We start from the raw sequence: 17,610 nt of genomic DNA on the forward strand, positions 1-17,610 counted from the left end.
AGTGATCTATAATTTTTCGTGCTACTACTTTAGTCATAGAAACCATCCCCAGATCGTATCAGTCTCGTCGTATTCTCCTTATGACAGACACCCTTTGCCAAGGAAGCTGAAATGAAATCAAGCGAAGATATCGATGTTCGCGAAATCCGCCGCAAGCTGGGCCTGAACCAGTCGCAGTTCTGGTCCAAGATCGGCGTGACACAGAGCGGCGGCTCACGCTACGAAAGCGGTCGCAACATTCCGCGCCCGGTGCAGGCCCTGTTGCGTCTGGTACACGTGGAGCAGGTTGACATCAACAAGGTCAAGAAAGACGACGTGGACGTGGCCGACTACCTGAAGGCGACCAACCCCGAACTCTATAAGACCCTGAAGAAGGAAGCACGCGCGAAGAAGAAAGAGCGCTGAGCGCGGCGATGGCAGCTGCTCAAGGGCTGACGCGAACCGTCAGCCTTTTTTTTCGATTCGGGCTGCACCCCCGCCGAGCGCTGGCGAACAGGAAACCATATTTGCTTCAATAGCTTGCGCTTGGCGTGCGGGCAGTGGCGAACAGCAGCAATGCTATAATCCGCGCCCACTTGAAAGAGATCAGTCAAATGAGGTCCGCCATGCGCATCACCCGTCGTCTCGAACTCGATGCTGGACACCGGATCCCTGACCACGCCAGCCAGTGCCGCCACCTGCACGGCCACCGCTACGCGATCGAGGTGACCCTGTCGGGCGAGATCATCAAGGCCGACGGCCTGCCGGTCAATGGCATGGTGATGGACTTTGCCGACGTCAAGCGCATCGCCAACGAATTCGTGGTCGAACGCTGGGACCACGCCTTCCTGGTGTATCGCGGCGACACCACGGTGATGAGCCTGCTTGAGGCCATCCCCGGACACAAGACCGTGGTGCTGGACGTGGTACCGACCGCCGAGAACCTGGCGGCCGAAGCCTTCCGCATTCTGGATTCGGCCTACCACGACGTTTACGCCAATCACCTGCGCCTCGAACGCGTGCGACTCTACGAAACGCCCAACTGCTGGGCCGACGCCACACGCGCCTGAGGAAGCGCTCAACCCCGAGCGCGGACGGCCCCGCGCGGCGCGCTCAGCGCTTGACTGGCAGTGAAGTGATGGCCACCGCCTCACGGCGGTGACGCAGCCAGTTCTCGCGATAGGCTTGTGCCAGTTCGCAGTGACCGCGCAGCACCAGAACGTTTTCGGCATTCCGATTCTGTGCTGACCAGGTGAAGTTGTACGAGCCGGTCAGCACCACGCAATCCGGTCCTGCGGCATCGACGATCAGCACCTTGTTGTGCGCTGCCTGGTATCTGGACTCGAGCGCGACCGGCACGCCCGCCGCCAGCAGCCGCGGCAGGACGTTGCCCTTGGGCTTGCGGTTCATGTGCGCGTCGGCCAGCACCTGCACGTCCACCCCGCGCCGCTGCGCCGCCACCATGGCGTCGGCGATCCGCCGGCTGGTGAAGGCGTAGGCCTGCACGTGCAGGCTGCGGCGGGCCTGGGCGATGACGCTGACGAGCAAGGACTCGGCGTCGTCGCGCGGTGTGAACGCGAGCTCAAGCTCGCCCTTGGCGGCAAAGCGCTGCGTCGCGCCCGCCGGCTCGACGCCCAGCACAACCAGCGCCAAGCCTGCAAAAAACCAGCTCGCCCAGCCCAGCCCCATCGACCTCGGCCGAGGAGCGCGGCGCTCAGGCATCCGCCACACGCTCCAGCACGGCGGCGAAAAAGCCATCGGTGTCATGCAGGTGCGGCAGCAGGCGCAGACGCTCACCGGTTTCCAGCATCACCCCTTGCTTGTGCAGCACCTCCTGTGCCGACAGCGAACGGAACTGCGGATGCGCAGCGAGGAAGGCATCGACCACCGCGTCGTTTTCCTCTGCCAGCAGGCTGCAGGTGGCATACACCAGGCGCCCACCCGGGCGTACCAGGCGCGCCGCCGCGGCCAGAATGGCGGTTTGCTTGGCGACCATCTCGTCGACCGCTGCGGGCGATTGACGCCACTTCAGGTCGGGATTGCGGCGCAACGTACCCAGCCCGGTGCACGGCGCATCGACCAGCACACGGTCTGCCTTGCCCACCATGCGCTTCACCTTGGCGTCATTCTCGTGCGCGATCAACACCGGATGCACGTTCGACAAGCCCGAGCGCGCCATGCGCGGCTTGAGCTTGGCGAGGCGCTTCTCCGATACGTCAAAGGCGTACAAGCGCCCGGAAGAACGCATCATCGCACCCAGCTGCAAGGTCTTGCCCCCCGCACCAGCACAGAAGTCGATCACCAGCTCGCCACGCCTGGGCTGCACCAACAGGCCCAGCAACTGACTGCCTTCGTCCTGCACCTCGAAACTGCCGTCCAGGAACAAGGGGTGCTTCTGCAGCGCGGGCTTGCCCACCAGGCGCACAGCCTGCGGCGACAGCGCACCGGGCTCGGCCGCGATGCCTTCCTCACGCAGGCGCGCGAGCAGGGCGTCGCGATCGAGCTTGAGCACGTTGGCACGCAGATCGAGGGGAGCGGCGCGATTGAGCCCCTGCGCCAGCGCCAGCACGCCGGCCTCGTCAAAAGTGCCGAGAAGGCGCTCGGCGAGCCAGTCGGGCAAGTCAGCGCGCTCGGCCAGGCTGCCCTCGTCCAGGGTCGCCGCCTTCACGCTGGCCACCCAGTCGCGCTCGGTGGCCGAGGCCAGGCCCTCGAAATTGCGCATCGGCCAGCCCTCACCGCGAGCAAACCACGCCAGCAACAGCTTGCGCGGCGTCGCGTCCTCACCGGCCAGACGGCGCAGCCAGCGCAGGCGGCGCAGCACGGCATAGACGGTTTCGGCGATGAAGCCGCGGTCACGATGGCCAAGCTCACGGTTCTCACGAAAATGGCGCGACAGCACCGCATCGGCGGGAAACTCGAAGGACAGCACGGCGCCCAGGATCTGCATGGTCTGGATGAACAGCGCACGTGTGATCGCGCCTTCGGGGACTGCCGGCGTGCTACTGCTCGCCGGGCCACTTTTGTTCGTCGGCCTGTTCCTGGCCGGCGGGCTGCTGTCGCTGGTGCTGCTGCGCATGCGCTTGGTCGTCCTGCTGCTCTTGGTCTTTTGCATTTCAATTCTTCTCTGTGTGACCCGGCTCGGCATGTGAGCCCAGGTCGATCATGGAGGCACGCTGGTCCAGCACGCCCCCCTCATCATCGGTAATCCGGATACGGACAGGCAGCAAGTCGTGCTGCAGCGAAAGCCAGATATCGATGTCGAGCTCCCCGCCTGCGGCTTGCGCCTGCATGCGCAGGGTCTCGACCTCACCGATGGGCAGCTTCAACATCTCGCGCCCAAGCGCCTTGAGACTTGCGCGCTTGATGCTCTTGCCGGTGATGACGTTCAGTTCGACCGGCTGCGCCGAGCGCGCAAAGCGCCTGACCTGATGCCACAGGCTCAGCACGTCCTGATCGCCGCTTGCAATCGCCTCGTTGCGGCGCTCCTTGTCCTCACGCCGGATACTGACCCGTCCCGCGACCCAGTCAAAGTGCGCGCTATCGCGCTTGCGTCGACGCTGATCAACGCTGAAGACGTCCGGCTGCAGGCCAGCCGGCCCCACCGTGCCCGAGCTGCGCTGCTCGTACTGCAGGCCAAACAGACTGGCCAGACCCTTGGCCTCCAGATTGAGCGTCATCGCATAGTCCTTGGGGCCGACCTTCCAGTCGTGACGGGCCTCGCCGACCTTGAAACCTTGCGCACCATAATGCACATCGAAACGCATGCTGCCGGAGCTGACCCCCGCCGCCATCGCCTGGCCAGGCAGCAGCAGGCACAGGATCGGCACCAGCCATCTGCACATGGCCGCACGCAAGCTCATTCCCGCCCTCCTCCTGCATCAAGTGCGGGCACGATGCAGCCCGCTTGCGCATCGAAAACGGCGTCCGCCACCCTCACCCGGCCCGCCTCATCCAGGCGCAAGCGCCCGTCGACAAACCAGCGCACCGCCTGCGCATAGATGCGATGCTCCTGCGCCAGCACCCGCGCCCCCAGCACCGCCTCGTCGTCCCCTTCGATAACCGGCACCACCGCCTGCACGATGATCGGCCCGCAGTCCAGCGTCGGGGTGACGAAATGCACGGTCGCCCCGTGCACGCGCACGCCCGCCTCAAGTGCGCGGCGGTGGGTGTGCAGGCCCGGAAAGGAAGGCAGCAGCGAAGGGTGGATGTTGATCAGCCGGCCGTCGTAGCGACGCACGAAATCATCGGTCAGCACGCGCATGAAACCTGCCAGCACGACCAGATCGGGCTCAAAGCGATCGATGCACTCGACCAGTGCGGCATCGAAGGCGGTGCGATCGGAGTAAGCCTTGTGATCCACGACCGCGCTTGCGATGCCGCGCTCGGCAGCAAAGCCGAGCGCGCCGGCATCGGGCCGATTGCTGATGATCGCGGCAATGTGCACCCCGGGAATGGCGGCATCAACGATGGCCTGCATGTTGCTGCCGCGGCCGGAAACGAGAATGACAATGGACTTCATGGGCAGGAAATGAGTTGAAAAGCCGCAGGGTGTTCAGGAGACGGGGAGAAACGCCGCCGTGGCCAGATTCTGGACCACGCGCGTCAGCGTGCATTCGGTCTCTTCCTCGCTCACGTCGGAGAGCGCATAGGATAACTTCCACAGCGCGATCCTGACGTTGCGGGCCGCATTGTAGAGCTGCGGTGACGCGAGATCATCGAGCAGGTGAAAAACATCACGATCGCTGAAGGCGACGCGTGCGCCACCTTCATCCCTGAACATCCAGGCTCCCCGCCAAAGCACCGACGGCCATGATACCGGAAGGCCCGCGGCCGCCTCCGCCCGCGCCCGCCTATAATCACAGGCCTTGTCCTCAACCCGGCCCGGCCATGCCCGTCATCCACCGCCTGTCCGACCTGCTGGTCAACCAGATCGCTGCCGGCGAAGTCGTCGAGCGCCCCGCCTCCGTGCTCAAGGAAGTGCTGGAAAACGCCGTCGATGCCGGCGCACGCGCGATCGAGGTGCAACTTGAGCAAGGCGGGGTGCGTCGCATTCGCGTCGCCGACGATGGCTGCGGCATAGCGCGCGACGAGCTCGCGCTTGCGCTGGAGCGTCACGCCACCAGCAAGATCAGCACCCTCGACGATCTCGAACACGTCGGCACCATGGGCTTTCGTGGCGAGGCACTGGCCGCCATCGCCGCCGTGGCGCGGACCTCGATCACCAGCCGCGCCACGGGCGCCAGCCACGCCTGGTGCATAGACGGCAGCGAGCGCAGCCTGAGCCCGGCGGCGCTCAACCAGGGCACGGTGGTGGACGTCGCCGACCTGTACTACAACACCCCCGCACGGCGAAAATTCCTCAAGACGGAAGCGACCGAGTACGCCCACTGCGACGACATGTTCCGCCGCATCGCGCTCTCCCACCCGGATGTAGGCATGCAGCTGTCACACAACGGCCGCGTCATTCACCGCCTGCCGCCCAGCACTCCCGCCGCACGCGTGGCCGCCCTCATGGGTGACGACTTCCTCCAGCAAGCACGCGAGGTCTCTGCCGTCGGCGGCATTCTGAGCCTGAGCGGCTTTGCCTCCTTGCCGGCCTACTCACGCGCCAGCCGCGACGCGCAGTTCTTCTTCGTCAATGGGCGCTACGTGCGCGACAAGCTGCTCACCCACGCCGTACGCCAAGCCTACACCGACATCCTGCACGGCAACCGGCATCCCGCCTATGTCCTGTTTCTGGAACTCGACCCGGCGGGCGTCGACGTGAACGTGCACCCGGCCAAGATCGAGGTGCGCTTTCGCGAGTCACGCGCTGTTCATCAGTTCGTCTTTCATGCCATCAGGCGCGTGCTGGCCGAATCCGGTGCAGGACGGACCGAGCCACAGACCTCGCCATCGCCATCCGCCACCCACGCGCAGGGCGCGGGCTTCGGAGTCGCCGCCAACACCACCCACGCCGCAAGCGCAAACACACCGAGCAGTGAGCAGCAGAGCCATGCGGGCGCCAGACCCTGGCCGCAATCCATGCCGCAACAAGGCCGCCTGGCGATGGATTCGGCTTCACGCGCCTATCTGGATTTCGCTGCCAGCGCGCACACGCCCGTCACCGGCAGCGACAACAAGGTAGCCACAGCACCTTCCACCACGCCAGCCACGGTCACCGATCACGACGGCACGCCCCCACTTGGCTTTGCGCTCGCGCAACTGCACGGCGTCTATATCCTGGCGCAGAACCGCACCGGCCTGGTGCTGGTGGACATGCACGCCGCGCACGAGCGCATCCTCTACGAGAAGCTCAAGACCGTGCTCGACGGCCGCCCCTCCGTGCAACGCCTGCTCATTCCGGCGGTGTTCTCGGTCAGCGCCAAGGACATGGCGGCCGCAGAGGAATGCACCGAGGTACTGTCGGCGATGGGCTTCGAGCTCGCCCCCGCCGGCCCGCAAGAGCTCGCGGTGCGCAGCGTTCCCGCCCTGCTCGCCAACGCGCCAATTGCCGAACTGATGCGCAAGCTGCTCGAAGAGTTGCGCGAATATCCCGCCTCCGAAGTGGTGACCGCGCGCCGCAACGAATTGCTCGCCACCATGGCCTGCCACGGCGCGGTGCGCGCCAATCGCCAGCTCACCCTGCCCGAAATGAACGCGCTGCTGCGCGACATGGAGGCCACCGAGCGCGCCGACCAATGCAACCACGGTCGCCCCACATGGACGCAGTTCTCGATGCATGAGCTGGACCGCTTTTTCATGCGCGGCCAATAGCGCCGCTGGCACGCGGGGCCGGGGCGGGCCTCGGGCCGCTCAGAAGCGGTAGACCACCACGCCCGCCACCACCGCAACCACCGTCGCCCAGCCGATACGATCGACATAGGTGCGCAGCACGCCCTCCATCCTCTCGCCACCCCAGGCCATCAACCCGGCGACGAGAAAGAAGCGCGCCCCACGGCCAACGAAAGACGCCAGCGTGAACGGCAGCAGCGCCATTGACGCCACCCCCGCGGCGATCGTGAACACCTTGTAGGGAATGGGCGAGAAGCCGGCGATGAAGATCGCCCAGAAGCCCCACTCCTTGAACCAGAGCACCGCCTGCTCATAAGCCGCCCAGTAATGCGTCCCACGCAACCAGAGTTCGAGGGCGTCAAAGGCGAAGTAACCGATCAGATAACCGAACAATCCGCCCGCAACCGAAGCCAGCGTGGTCAGCAAGGCGAAGTGGAAGGCGCGACGCGGGTTGGCCAGACTCATGGGGGCCAGCATGACGTCGGGCGGTATGGGGAAGAATGAGGATTCAGCGAAACTCAAACCACCCAGAAACCAGGGCGCACGTGGATGGCGCGACCAGGACAGCGCGCGCTCGTATAACGGCGAAAAGATCTTCACGACGACATACCCCGAAACAATCGACTGAACGGCGCAGCGGCCGCGAGCGCGCAATGATACGCGCGCCAGCAAACTGCCGCCGCAGCGGACTGGCTTAATGTCACCGCAGTTGCAACACTGCGACACAGCCAGCAAAATCCCCGGTCTGGCTCCACGCCTCAATACGGGCAACCCACGCCCTCTCGCCATGCCCATCCGTTTTTTCAAGCCCTTGTCACTGCGTCTGGTGCTCATCGTGCCCTACGTGGTGCTCGTCATTGCACTTGCGATCGCGCTCGGCGTGCTGTCCTACTCAGCTGGCAGCAGTGCGGTGGCGACCGTATCGGAACACCTGCTGCTGGAGACCGTGAGCCGCATCTCGCAAGCGGTTGACCGCCACATCGTGGGCTCGAGCGCGGTGCTGGAAACCGCCTTTCCGAGCGGGGTACCGGCGCCGCCGTCGATCGAATCGGACTTCCACGAGATTCGCAATCGATTCTGGGTGGCAACGACCCTGCACACCGACCCCAACAACTACGTCTATTTTGGCAACGAAGCGGGCCAGGGACTGGGCCTGATGCGCCACACGGCCGAGGACGTCGAGCTGCGCATGAAGCTGCGCGCCGACGAGAACCGCGCGATCTACAAGGTGTCGGGCATTGACGGTGCGCTGCAGTTCGAGCGTCGTGAAAGCACCCTGTTCGATCCGCGCAGCCGCCCCTGGTACGCCAACGGCAAGACCGCCCAAGGCCACACCTGGACTTCGGTGTACATCGATTTCGGCACACGCCAGCTCCTCGCCACGCGCGCACGCCAGGTGCTGGGTGCGGATGGTCGCTTCGAGGGAGTGGTTGCCACCGACCTGTCCCTGAAAGCACTCAATGACTTCGTCGGCCGCCTCACCGTGTCACCCAACGGGGTCGCATTCATCATCGAACCTGACGGCAATCTGATCGCCTCCTCCGCCAGCCGCAACGTCGTCACCCTCCCCGACGGCAGCGGTGGCCGCCTCAACGCCGAGAGCAGCGACCATCCGCTGCTCAAGGCTGCTTACCGCACGGTGCAAAAGCGCATCCTCAGCCGCGACGACCTGGCCTTGCCCCGCGTTTTCGAGTTCCAGGCCGCTGATGGCAGCCTGATCCATGCCGCCTTTGATCGCCTCCGTGACGATGCGGGACTCGACTGGCTGATGATTGTCGCCATGCCCGCCAGCGACTTCCTCGGCGGCGTGCGCGAGAACGTGAGCCGTACCATCCTCCTGGCCAGCCTCGCCGTACTGCTGGCGATCAGCATCGGCCTCAGCATCCTGAGCTGGGTGTCCAACGATCTTCGCCGCCTGTCAGCGGTGGCGCGCCGCATCGGCGAGGGCGAGTTCGACACCCCGGTCGAAGTCGAGCGCCGCGACGAGATCGGCGCCCTGGCGCGCAGCCTCGCCTCCATGCAGAACCATCTGCGCACCGACCGCCTGACCGGACTTGCGAACCGCGAAGCCTTCATGGCCCAGCTCAGGCGTCGTATCGACGCTGCCCAGAGCGACCGCCGCAAGCCACACCTGGGCGTGCTGTTCATCGACTTGAATGACTTCAAGGCAATCAACGACAAGCATGGTCACGCTGCGGGAGACCGCGCCTTGCAGGAGGTCGCTGCGCGCCTGTCGCAAAACCTGCGTCAGAACGACTTCGTCGCGCGCTATGCGGGTGACGAGTTCGTCATCCTGCTCGGCGACGTCGCTGATCGCGATGGCCTCGAAGCGGTTCGCCGGCACGTCGATGACCGCCTGCGCACACCGCTGGAGTCGGTAGGTGGCGTCGCCACCCCCATCAACTGCGGCGGCGCAGTCGGCGCTGCGCTGTATCCGGAAGACGCCACCGACGCGGAAGGACTGCTCAAGCACGCCGACCGTCTCATGTATGTCCAGAAGCTCGACAAGCAACGCTTCGACTGAGCACTATTGCGCGCCCACGCTGGCGCCTTGCTTGAGCGCTTTACGCCAATCTGATAATTTGTCGAGCTCAGTTGCATGACTGTGTATGACGGATACTTGCGTAATGGCTCGGCAGCGCTCCGCGGCAGGAGCCATCTCATTGTGGAGATGGTAATAAATGATCAAAAGTGTCGTGACCGCGATTGGCGCTGCTGTTCTGGCAAGCGCATGCGCCACCCCTTACTCGGAAACGCCGCTGGCGACCAATTTCGCCACCTCAAAGCAGCACAAGCTGCAGGCTGCCTCGCACTGGAATCTGATCTCGCGCGACGTCGCCCTGCGGCTGTCGGCCTCGCTGCCCAGGGACGCAGCGGTGTTCGTCAATCAGGCGAGCGAACAGACCGCCTTCGAGCGCGCGTTCACCGCTCAGCTGCTCACTGCCCTGGTGCAGGCTGGTCATCCGGTGATGAAGTCGCCCGAAGGGGCCTTGCGTATCGGCATCGACACCCAGGCCATTCCGTTCTCAGCCGACCGTCCGCAATATCGCAACTTTGGTTCGGCCACCGCACTGGGTGCGGGGGTGTGGGCAATTCATGATCTGGTTGAATATGCGAGCAATGGCGCAGGCAAGGCGGCAATGCTTGGCCTGATGGCGATTGACGCACACAAGTGGTTCCAGTCCGAATTCGCTTCGGGCGAAACACCAGAGCACGAGATCATCATCACCACCACGGTGAGCGACGCCAACCGCTACATAGCCCGTGACACCAGCGTGTACTACGTCGCCGACGCCGACCGCAAACTCTATATGCCGCCAGCCACGGCGCACACGATCGTGAAGACCTTCGCAGTCGGAGGAGATGAGTGATGTCGATGCGCAACACACTCCTCGTCACACTGCTGGGCACGGCGGCACTCGGCCTTGGCGGCTGCGCAACGGAAACAGGCAATGCACGCAAACAGCCCAGCTACGAGCAGGCGGCGGCCAATCCGCTGATTCCGACCAACTACGCCGCCGCGAGCGCACTGCTTGATCTCATGCAGGGTCGGCTCGCGCTCGATCAGCCGCTGATTGTCGCGACCGTGGTCAACATCGACGCTCTCGACAGCTCCTCGACGCTGGGCCGGGCCATCTCCGAACAGGTCTCCGCCCGCTTCACGCTGGCCGGCCTGAACATGATCGAGATGAAGTTCCGCAACAATGTGTATATGGCCCGCGACCAGGGCGAGATGATGCTGACGCGTGAGCTCCGCGACATCGCCAGCTCACACCACGCGCAGGCTGTCATCGTTGGCACCTATGCGCAAAGCAGCGAGATGGTGTTCGTGAACCTCAAGGTCATCCAGCCTGAAACAAACTTCGTTCTTGCCGCTCACGATTACGTGCTGCCGCTCGACACCATGACGAGTTCGATGCTCAAGTCCCGGCGCTGAACATCCACCACGGTTCCGTTGACAGGGTGCTGATCGAATCAGCACCCTGTTTCCTTTTGGCGCGCCGACAGACATGATTGCAGCCTGTTAGCGAACTTCCACCCTCGAGCCCATGAACAAGACCCTGGTTTGCCTCCTGCTCAGCCTCGCTGCCCTCAACACGGCTCATGCCGCCAACACCACCAACGCAGCTCCGAACGATGTCGAAATGCTGCCCTCTGGCGTGCGCATCGAACATCTGCAGCGCGGCGATGGCCCCTTGCCCAGCGCATCGAGCACCGTGCTCGTGCATTACCACGGCACCCTCAGCGACGGAACGGTGTTCGACAGCTCGATCGAGCGCAAACAACCCATCTCCTTCCCGCTGCGCAACGTCATCCCGTGCTGGACGCAGGGCGTGCAGCACATCAAGGTCGGCGGCAAGGCCATGCTGACCTGCCCGTCGCGCACCGCCTACGGTGAGGCGGGCGCAGGCAGCAAGATCCCGCCCAACGCGACGCTGAATTTCGAAGTCCATCTGCTCGAAATCCAGTAAGCACTCATTATCTCAGTGCACAGCAAACTCAGCCCGGGGCGCGCTCAATCCGCGCCCGGGCTGCGAACGCGCAAAAACACTGGAAAGCGCGGCATGCCCTTTGCAGTGAGCTCGCGATAGCGATAACTGACCAGACTACCGATCGCGGGCGGCTCACGGCGTTGCGCATCGCTCAGCCCGGTGCCGACGCGAAAGCGCCGCCCATCGGCCGACTCCAGCTCCAGCGCCCCCAACACGCCCGCATGCCTGCCCTTCCCCGGCAGATGAGCGACTACCCGCGCCTCCGCGTCCAGAAACGGGGTCAGCTTGAGCAGGGCGTCGCTGCGCCCCGCCTGCCAGCGTGCGTCGGCGCGATGCAGCATCAAGCCCTCTCCACCCCCGGCGACCACCCGGGCGAGCGTAGCCGCCAGCGCCACCTCGTCATCGACGCGAAATTGCGGCACGGCCTGAACCCAGGGCAGAGCGGCAGCGGCGATCACCTCGTGCAGGCGGCGCAGCCGCAGTTCGAAGGACGCCTCCTCACCCGGCAGATCAAAGATCATGTAGCGCACCTGCTGCCAGGCCCGATCGTCGCCCGCCTCCCGTCGCACCAGACCGGACAGCTCGGCGAAACGCCCTCGCCCCAACCACAACTCACCATCGAGCGCACGCGCGGGCAGGCCGGCGGTGAACCAGGCGGGCGCCGCAATCGGCCGTCCACTGCGAAAGCGCAGACGCTGGCCGTCCCAATACGCCCTTACGCCGTCCAGCTTTTCGCTCACCCAGCACGCCGCAGGGTCCAACCCCGGCTGCCAGCGCCCCGCCAGCATCAAGGCCGGCGGCGGGTCAGCGCGCGCATGCGTGGCAGGTAGCGGCGAAAACAGCACAAGCACGGCGAGCAGACAGAGGAATCGGCGCCAGCTGCGTAAAAAAGTGGACGATGGCATGGCTTGCAAGGCGGGCTGAAGGGCTTCCATCATATTGCAAATGACATATTCCGAGGACGCAGGGATGAACGCTGGCAAGCTCGCTTCACCCACACCGGCGCCAAGCAGCGGATAATCGCCCGCGCTGCCGCAAACTCCCTGCTCACCGTGACCGACACCTCCCCCCGCCCCAGCCTTCCCCCCGCACTGCTGCTGCTCGGCCCCACCGCCAGCGGCAAGACCGCCGGCGCGCTCAGCCTTGCCCGCGCCTTGCCGCTCGAGATCATCAGCGTGGACTCCGCGCTCGTGTATCGCGACATGGATATCGGCACCGCCAAACCCAGCGCTGCCGAACTCGCCACCTGCCCGCATCACCTGATCGACGTGGTCTCGCCCGAAGACGCCTACTCAGCCGCCCGCTTTCGCGCCGATGCCGTTCGTCTGATGGCAGAGATCAGCGCGCGCGGTCGCATTCCCCTGCTCGTCGGCGGCACCATGCTGTACTTCAAGACGCTCCATGACGGGCTCTCGGACCTGCCCCCCGCTGACGCCGCCTTGCGCCGCGCCATTGACGCGGACGCGGCTGCCCGTGGCTGGCCCGCGGTACACGCTGAACTGGCCATGCTCGATCCGGCTGCTGCCGCCCGCCTGGCCCCCGGCGACGCCCAGCGCATCCAGCGCGCGCTCGAGATCGTGCGCCTGAGCGGGCGCCCACTGGCCGAGAACTACGCCATCCGGGAAGACGACACTCTGCCCTGCCGGCTGCTGCCGATGGCGCTCGCACCGAGCGACCGCAGTGTATTGCACGCGCGCATCGCGAAGCGCTTCGATGCCATGCTGCACGCAGGCCTGGTCGACGAGGTCCGCCAATTGCGCCGCAACTATCGCCTGAGCGCCGACCTGCCCTCGATGCGCTGCGTTGGCTACCGCCAGGCCTGGGAATATCTCGACGGCGCCATCACTTATGACGAGCTCCATTTCAAGGGCATCGCCGCCACCCGCCAGCTCGCCAAGCGCCAGCTCACCTGGCAGCGCCAGTTTCGCGAAACCTGGCCCAGCCTGGTCGAGCTCGACTGCCTGCGCCCCGACCTCGCCGACGCCATCCGCGACACCGCACTGCAACTGCTTGCAGCCTGAACACAACCGACGGGGCATCGGCCCAATCCCTCCAAACCCACACATCAAGGAAGCCCCAGCATGGACCAGCAGATCATCGACGACGTCAATCAGTGGCTCGATGAGGTCGTGATCGGCCTCAACCTCTGCCCCTTCGCCGCCAAGCCACAACGTGAAAAGCGCGTGCGCATCGCAGTCAGTCATGCCACCGACGAAGAAGCCCTGCTCAACGACCTGCAAGCCGAACTCGAGCGCCTGTCGGACACCCCTGCCACCGAGCTGGAAACCACCCTGCTGGCGATCCCCGACATGCTCGAGGATTTCGCTCAGTACAACGACTTTCTCGACGCGGTAGACCTGTGGGTGGAACAGTTTGGCTGGGAAGGCGAACTGCAAGTCGCCAGCTTCCACCCCAACTACCAGTTCGCTGACACCGAGCTCGACGAGCCCGGCAACCTCACCAACCGCTCGCCCTGGCCGCTGCTGCACATCATCCGCGAAGAAAGTCTGGAGCAGGCGCTCGAGCACTATCCGGAAGCGGATCAGATCCCCGCGCGCAACATCCTGCGCATGGAGGCCCTGAGCACGGAGGACAAGGTCAGGCTGTTTCCCTACCTGTTCGGCTAACCCTGCACTGCGTCACTCGCGCCCACCGGCGATCAGTGTTTTCTCTTTGAAAATCAGCCGCTTCTATGCACCTTTCGACTCTCGGGCGGGCTCCTCATGGCAAGCGGATTTCGGCCTTGGCAGTCGTCGCACGCAAGGAGTACAGTGGGGGCGAGAGCAGGTTTCATCCCTGACCACAACTCCAAGGAGTGCCTATGTTTCCTGAACATCGCGAACTGATCAGCCAGCTCAAGACCACCGATCGCTACTTCTCGAACCTGTTCGACAAGCACAATGAGCTTGACCAGAAGATCAAGAACATCGAAGCCCGTATCCAGCCCGGGACGCCGGAAGAGATTGATGTGCTGAAGAAGGAAAAGCTGCTTCTGAAGGATCAGGTCTATGCCGTGCTGAAAAAGGCCGCTGCGGCCTGAGTGGTTGGGAGTTTCGGCCTCGAAAGCCCGAAAATCAGCTCCAGAGCGGGCTGATTGACAAGGCCCCGGATGGGAGAACTCATCCGGGGCCTTGTTGCGTGTAGGCCTTGTTGCGTGTAGGCCTTGCTGTGTCGAGACCTTGTCAGCGCCGGGCCGTGTGATCCTTGCCCTCGCCAGCGCGTGCACGGTCTGCAGCCATCAAGCCTGGGGCGCTGCCTTACTCGCGGCTTCAGGCCTGCACCTGGGCCTGGGCCAGCACGACGCGCTCCCGACGTGCCAGCAAGGTATACACAGTGGGCACCACGAACAGGGTGAAGAAGGTGCCCAGCAGCAGCCCGCCCACGATCACCCAGCCGATCTGCTGCCGGCTCTCCGCGCCGGCGCCGCTTGCCAGCGCAAGTGGCACCGAGCCCAGCACCATGGCGCCGGTCGTCATCAGGATGGGGCGCAGGCGCAGCACCGAAGCTTCGATCACCGCGTCCAGGCGCTCACGGCCCTGTTCGCGCAACTGGTTGGCAAACTCCACGATCAGGATGCCGTGCTTGGTGATGAGCCCGACCAGGGTCAGCAGCCCGATCTGGCTATACACGTTGAGCGTGCCGCCCGTCAGCCACAACGCACCGAGCGCACCCGTCATCGACAAGGGCACGGTCAGCATGATGATGAAGGGATCACGAAAACTCTCGAACTGCGCTGCCAGCACCAGGTAGATGAAAGCCAGCCCGAGCATGAACACCACTGCCAGACTGGCCGAGCTGCTGAGGAACTCACGCGACTGCCCGTCGTAATCGGTCGCATAGCCAGGCGGCAGGATGCGCGCGGCGGCCTGGTCCATCCACTTCAGGGCCTCGCCCAAGGCAAAGTCCGGTGCCAGACTGGCCGAGATGATCACCGAACGGCGCTGGCCGAAGTGGTTCAACTCGCGTGGGGCGATGGTCTCGCTCACCTTCACCACGTTGGCCAGCGGCACCATGTCACCGCTGCGCGCGCGCACGTAAATGTCGCGGATGTCGCGCGGATCGGCGCGACTGGCGCCATCCAGCTGGACGATGACGTCGTACTGCTCGGCGTCCTGCTTGTAGCGCGTCACCTGGCGGCCGCCGAGCATGGTTTCCAGGGTGCGTCCGATCACCTCCACCGCCACGCCGAGGTCGGCTGCGCGATCGCGATCCACCTCCACCGCCAATTCCGGCAGGGTCAGCTTGAGGTCGGTGTCGGGCGAAATGAAGCCGGGGTTCTCACGCATTGCGTCGAGCAGACGTTCAGTATGGAGCGCAAGCTCATCATAGGATTCGGACGACGTCACCACGAAAGACAGGGGACGCGAGCGCGAGCTCTGCCCGAAGGCCGCCGGCATGACCGGAAAGGCATTCACGCCTGGCACCGTACGCAGCTTTGCACCCAGATCAGCCGCAATCTCGCCCGCGCTGCGCTCACGCTCGGCCCAGTCACGAAAGCCCACGAAGGAAATGCCCTGCGACACCGTCGGCGTACCGGTAATCACCAGATAGCGATCCACCTCGGGCAAGGAAGCATAGATCGCCTCGATCTCGCGCCCATAGCGGCTCATGTAGTCCATGGTCGCGCCTTCGGGGCCGCTGAAAATGCCCACTACCCGGCCGCGATCCTCGATCGGCGCGAGCTCGGTCTTGAGCTGGCCCAGCAGCAGCACCGAACTACCCGCCACCAAGGCGAACACCAGCATCACCAGCCAGCGCAGCTTGAGCGCCTGCGTCAGTACCCGGCGATAAGCCCTCGTCATCAAGTCGAGCAAGCGCTCGATGGCGTTGTACACCGGGCCGTGCCTGGGCTCATGACGCAGCAGCTGCGAGCACATCATCGGCGACAGCGTCAGCGCCACGAAACCGGACACGATCACCGCACCGGCCAGGGTCAGCGCAAACTCGGTAAACAGCTTGCCGGTGCGCCCGGTCATGAAGGCTACCGGTGCGTACACGGCGGCGAGCGTGATCGTCATCGCCACCACCGCAAAGCCGATCTCCTTCGCCCCCTTGAAGGCGGCCGCGATCGGCTCCATACCCTCCTCGATGTGGCGATAGATGTTCTCCAGCACGACGATGGAATCGTCCACCACCAGGCCGATCGCCAGCACCAGCGCGAGCAGGGTCAGCGTGTTGACCGAGAAGCCGAACACCAGCATGAGCGTGAACGCGCCCACCAGCGACACCGGAATCGTCACCAGCGGCACCAGCATTGCGCGCCAGTTACGCAGGAAGAACAGGCACACCGCCGCCACCAGCAGCACCGCCTCCCAGATGGTGGAGAACACCGCATCGATGGAGCGCTCGATGAACACCGTGCTGTCATTGGCGATGTTCATCGACATGCCCTCGGGCAGTTCGCCCTGCAGCCGCGGCATCATCTCGTCCAGCCCGCGCTTGAGGTCGAGCGGGTTGGCGGTGGCCTGCTTGATGAGACCGATCGACACCGAGGGCCTGCCCATGAAGCGTACCGAAGTGCGTTCGTCCTCGGCCGCCACCTCGACGCGGCCGATGTCGCGGATGCGCACCGGGTAATCGGCGGCTGTGGCCGGCGCACGCACCACCACGGCCTCGAACTCATCGATCCGGCTCAGGTCGGTTTGCGCCACCACCGCGAATTCGCGCTGGCTGCTCTCGATGCGGCCAGCGGGCAGCTCCACGTTCTGCTGACGGATGGCGTCCTCCACCTCCTGCACGCTGAGGCCGAAAGCCGCCAGGCGGTCACGGTCGAGCCAGATCCGCATCGAATAGCGCCGCTCGCCATAGACACGGGCATCCGCCGCCCCGGGCAGGGTCTGCATGCGCGGCTTGATGATGCGGCTGGCAAAGTCGCTCATCTCCAGCGGCGAATGGCGATCAGAAGAGAAGGCCACCCAGATGATGGGGCTGGCGTCGGCTTCGACCTTGGCAATCACCGGCTCATCCACATCGCTGGGCAGCCGGCGGCGCACGCGTGACACACGGTCACGTACATCGGCCGCAGCGCTGTCGGCGTCGCGCTCCACGCGAAAGCGCACCGTGATCTGGCTACGCTCGGAGCGGCTGATCGAGGACAACACGTCCACACCCTCGATGCCCGCGAGCGAATCCTCCAGCGGCTTGGTGACCTGCGACTCGATGATCTCCGCGCTGGCGCCGGCGTACTGCGTATCGACCGTCACCACCGGCTCGTCGATATTGGGATACTCGCGCACCGTCAGCCGCGAATAGGACATCAGCCCCACCAGCAACACCAGCAGCGACAGCACGGTCGCAAAGACCGGGCGCTTGATGCAGATCTCGGAGATGACCATCGTGACTACCCTTTATTGCTTGTGCGCAC

18 protein-coding genes are annotated in these 17,610 nt (G+C 64.7%); 10 read left to right on the top strand and 8 right to left on the bottom strand.

Features of this window, described 5'->3' with window-relative positions:
* Positions 1–111: 111 nt before the first annotated feature.
* On the top strand, positions 112–405 hold the full coding sequence (locus M622_RS23485) for a helix-turn-helix domain-containing protein (protein ID WP_021248009.1): 294 nt from the start codon (positions 112–114) through the stop codon (positions 403–405).
* A 200-nt stretch (positions 406–605) separates the two neighbouring features.
* A complete protein-coding gene (gene queD / locus M622_RS23490) occupies positions 606–1,049 on the top strand; it encodes a 6-carboxytetrahydropterin synthase QueD (protein ID WP_021248010.1) in 444 nt (147 codons plus the stop codon).
* A gap of 43 nt (positions 1,050–1,092) precedes the next feature.
* On the opposite strand, the gene M622_RS23495 is transcribed toward queD, so the two are convergent.
* The 5 genes from M622_RS23495 to M622_RS23515 all read right to left on the bottom strand — a co-directional run bounded on the left by M622_RS23495 (position 1,093) and on the right by M622_RS23515 (position 4,759).
* Positions 1,093–1,701 carry a phospholipase D family nuclease gene (locus tag M622_RS23495; protein WP_084520660.1) on the bottom strand — a complete coding sequence of 203 codons (609 nt, stop codon included), beginning with the start codon at positions 1,699–1,701 and terminating at the stop codon, positions 1,093–1,095.
* The gene (locus M622_RS23500) at positions 1,694–2,926 is read right to left on the bottom strand and encodes an RsmB/NOP family class I SAM-dependent RNA methyltransferase (RefSeq protein WP_052028666.1); all 1,233 of its coding nucleotides are present in this window, start codon (positions 2,924–2,926) and stop codon (positions 1,694–1,696) included. The genes M622_RS23495 and M622_RS23500 overlap by 8 nt, the downstream gene beginning before the upstream one ends.
* A 166-nt stretch (positions 2,927–3,092) precedes the next feature.
* Positions 3,093–3,839, bottom strand: coding sequence for a DUF3108 domain-containing protein (locus M622_RS23505; RefSeq protein WP_021248013.1), 747 nt, complete (start codon positions 3,837–3,839; stop codon positions 3,093–3,095).
* Entirely contained in the window at positions 3,836–4,498 is a 663-nt protein-coding gene (purN, locus tag M622_RS23510) for a phosphoribosylglycinamide formyltransferase (protein WP_021248014.1), read from the bottom strand. Before purN ends, M622_RS23505 begins: the two co-directional genes overlap by 4 nt.
* A gap of 33 nt (positions 4,499–4,531) precedes the next feature.
* Positions 4,532–4,759, bottom strand: coding sequence for a hypothetical protein (locus tag M622_RS23515; protein ID WP_021248015.1), 228 nt, complete (start codon positions 4,757–4,759; stop codon positions 4,532–4,534).
* Between the two features lie 107 nt (positions 4,760–4,866).
* On the opposite strand from M622_RS23515, the gene mutL reads away from it, so the two are divergent.
* Positions 4,867–6,735 (top strand): DNA mismatch repair endonuclease MutL, encoded by a 1,869-nt coding sequence (gene mutL / locus M622_RS23520; protein WP_021248016.1) that lies wholly within the window; start codon positions 4,867–4,869, stop codon positions 6,733–6,735.
* Positions 6,736–6,774: 39 nt separating this feature from the next.
* Here mutL and M622_RS0119835 read toward each other — a convergent pair whose 3' ends face one another.
* The gene (locus tag M622_RS0119835) at positions 6,775–7,353 is read right to left on the bottom strand and encodes a YqaA family protein (protein ID WP_031346231.1); all 579 of its coding nucleotides are present in this window, start codon (positions 7,351–7,353) and stop codon (positions 6,775–6,777) included.
* A gap of 187 nt (positions 7,354–7,540) precedes the next feature.
* Between M622_RS0119835 and M622_RS23525 the strand changes: the two genes are divergently transcribed.
* The 4 genes from M622_RS23525 (at position 7,541) to M622_RS23540 (ending at position 11,225) form a co-directional block, all read left to right on the top strand.
* Complete coding sequence (locus tag M622_RS23525) at positions 7,541–9,277, top strand: sensor domain-containing diguanylate cyclase (RefSeq protein ID WP_021248018.1); 1,737 nt, start codon at positions 7,541–7,543, stop codon at positions 9,275–9,277.
* A gap of 157 nt (positions 9,278–9,434) precedes the next feature.
* Complete coding sequence (locus tag M622_RS23530; protein ID WP_021248019.1) at positions 9,435–10,124, top strand: hypothetical protein; 690 nt, start codon at positions 9,435–9,437, stop codon at positions 10,122–10,124.
* 5 nt (positions 10,125–10,129) lie between these two features.
* Positions 10,130–10,690, top strand: coding sequence for a FlgO family outer membrane protein (locus M622_RS23535; RefSeq protein ID WP_031346233.1), 561 nt, complete (start codon positions 10,130–10,132; stop codon positions 10,688–10,690).
* Between the two features lie 112 nt (positions 10,691–10,802).
* Positions 10,803–11,225 carry an FKBP-type peptidyl-prolyl cis-trans isomerase gene (locus tag M622_RS23540; protein WP_021248021.1) on the top strand — a complete coding sequence of 141 codons (423 nt, stop codon included), beginning with the start codon at positions 10,803–10,805 and terminating at the stop codon, positions 11,223–11,225.
* Between the two features lie 44 nt (positions 11,226–11,269).
* Here the strand turns inward: M622_RS23540 and M622_RS23545 are convergent, their stop codons facing one another.
* Complete coding sequence (locus tag M622_RS23545; RefSeq protein ID WP_021248022.1) at positions 11,270–12,151, bottom strand: DNA ligase; 882 nt, start codon at positions 12,149–12,151, stop codon at positions 11,270–11,272.
* A 147-nt stretch (positions 12,152–12,298) separates the two neighbouring features.
* On the opposite strand from M622_RS23545, the gene miaA reads away from it, so the two are divergent.
* From miaA to M622_RS23560, 3 genes are all read left to right on the top strand, one after another.
* Positions 12,299–13,267: a tRNA (adenosine(37)-N6)-dimethylallyltransferase MiaA gene (gene miaA / locus M622_RS23550; RefSeq protein WP_031346235.1), complete on the top strand. Its 969-nt coding sequence runs from the start codon at positions 12,299–12,301 to the stop codon at positions 13,265–13,267.
* A gap of 60 nt (positions 13,268–13,327) precedes the next feature.
* Entirely contained in the window at positions 13,328–13,873 is a 546-nt protein-coding gene (locus M622_RS23555; protein ID WP_021248024.1) for a DUF1415 domain-containing protein, read from the top strand.
* A gap of 194 nt (positions 13,874–14,067) precedes the next feature.
* A complete protein-coding gene (locus tag M622_RS23560) occupies positions 14,068–14,286 on the top strand; it encodes an HP1242/YdcH family protein (RefSeq protein WP_021248025.1) in 219 nt (72 codons plus the stop codon).
* Positions 14,287–14,515: 229 nt separating this feature from the next.
* Here the strand turns inward: M622_RS23560 and M622_RS23565 are convergent, their stop codons facing one another.
* A complete protein-coding gene (locus M622_RS23565; protein WP_021248026.1) occupies positions 14,516–17,581 on the bottom strand; it encodes an efflux RND transporter permease subunit in 3,066 nt (1,021 codons plus the stop codon).
* Between the last annotated feature and the right edge of the window lie 29 nt (positions 17,582–17,610).

The organism is Thauera terpenica 58Eu (genome assembly GCF_000443165.1).
GTDB lineage: Bacteria > Pseudomonadota > Gammaproteobacteria > Burkholderiales > Rhodocyclaceae > Thauera > Thauera terpenica.

What these genes read in the sequence shown, in the direction of transcription:
- M622_RS23530 (WP_021248019.1), top strand. Translation starts at nt 9,435, where the DNA reads ATGATCAAAAGTGTCGTGACCGCGATTGGCGCTGCTGTTCTGGCAAGC.
- mutL (WP_021248016.1), top strand. Translation starts at nt 4,867, where the DNA reads ATGCCCGTCATCCACCGCCTGTCCGACCTGCTGGTCAACCAGATCGCT.
- M622_RS23495 (WP_084520660.1), bottom strand. Translation starts at nt 1,701, where the DNA reads ATGCCTGAGCGCCGCGCTCCTCGGCCGAGGTCGATGGGGCTGGGCTGG.
- M622_RS23545 (WP_021248022.1), bottom strand. Translation starts at nt 12,151, where the DNA reads ATGCCATCGTCCACTTTTTTACGCAGCTGGCGCCGATTCCTCTGTCTG.
- M622_RS23540 (WP_021248021.1), top strand. Translation starts at nt 10,803, where the DNA reads ATGAACAAGACCCTGGTTTGCCTCCTGCTCAGCCTCGCTGCCCTCAAC.
- M622_RS23505 (WP_021248013.1), bottom strand. Translation starts at nt 3,839, where the DNA reads ATGAGCTTGCGTGCGGCCATGTGCAGATGGCTGGTGCCGATCCTGTGC.
- M622_RS23485 (WP_021248009.1), top strand. Translation starts at nt 112, where the DNA reads ATGAAATCAAGCGAAGATATCGATGTTCGCGAAATCCGCCGCAAGCTG.
- purN (WP_021248014.1), bottom strand. Translation starts at nt 4,498, where the DNA reads ATGAAGTCCATTGTCATTCTCGTTTCCGGCCGCGGCAGCAACATGCAG.
- M622_RS23565 (WP_021248026.1), bottom strand. Translation starts at nt 17,581, where the DNA reads ATGGTCATCTCCGAGATCTGCATCAAGCGCCCGGTCTTTGCGACCGTG.
- M622_RS23560 (WP_021248025.1), top strand. Translation starts at nt 14,068, where the DNA reads ATGTTTCCTGAACATCGCGAACTGATCAGCCAGCTCAAGACCACCGAT.
- queD (WP_021248010.1), top strand. Translation starts at nt 606, where the DNA reads ATGCGCATCACCCGTCGTCTCGAACTCGATGCTGGACACCGGATCCCT.
- M622_RS23535 (WP_031346233.1), top strand. Translation starts at nt 10,130, where the DNA reads ATGCGCAACACACTCCTCGTCACACTGCTGGGCACGGCGGCACTCGGC.
- M622_RS23500 (WP_052028666.1), bottom strand. Translation starts at nt 2,926, where the DNA reads ATGCAGATCCTGGGCGCCGTGCTGTCCTTCGAGTTTCCCGCCGATGCG.
- M622_RS23515 (WP_021248015.1), bottom strand. Translation starts at nt 4,759, where the DNA reads ATGTTCAGGGATGAAGGTGGCGCACGCGTCGCCTTCAGCGATCGTGAT.
- M622_RS23555 (WP_021248024.1), top strand. Translation starts at nt 13,328, where the DNA reads ATGGACCAGCAGATCATCGACGACGTCAATCAGTGGCTCGATGAGGTC.
- M622_RS23525 (WP_021248018.1), top strand. Translation starts at nt 7,541, where the DNA reads ATGCCCATCCGTTTTTTCAAGCCCTTGTCACTGCGTCTGGTGCTCATC.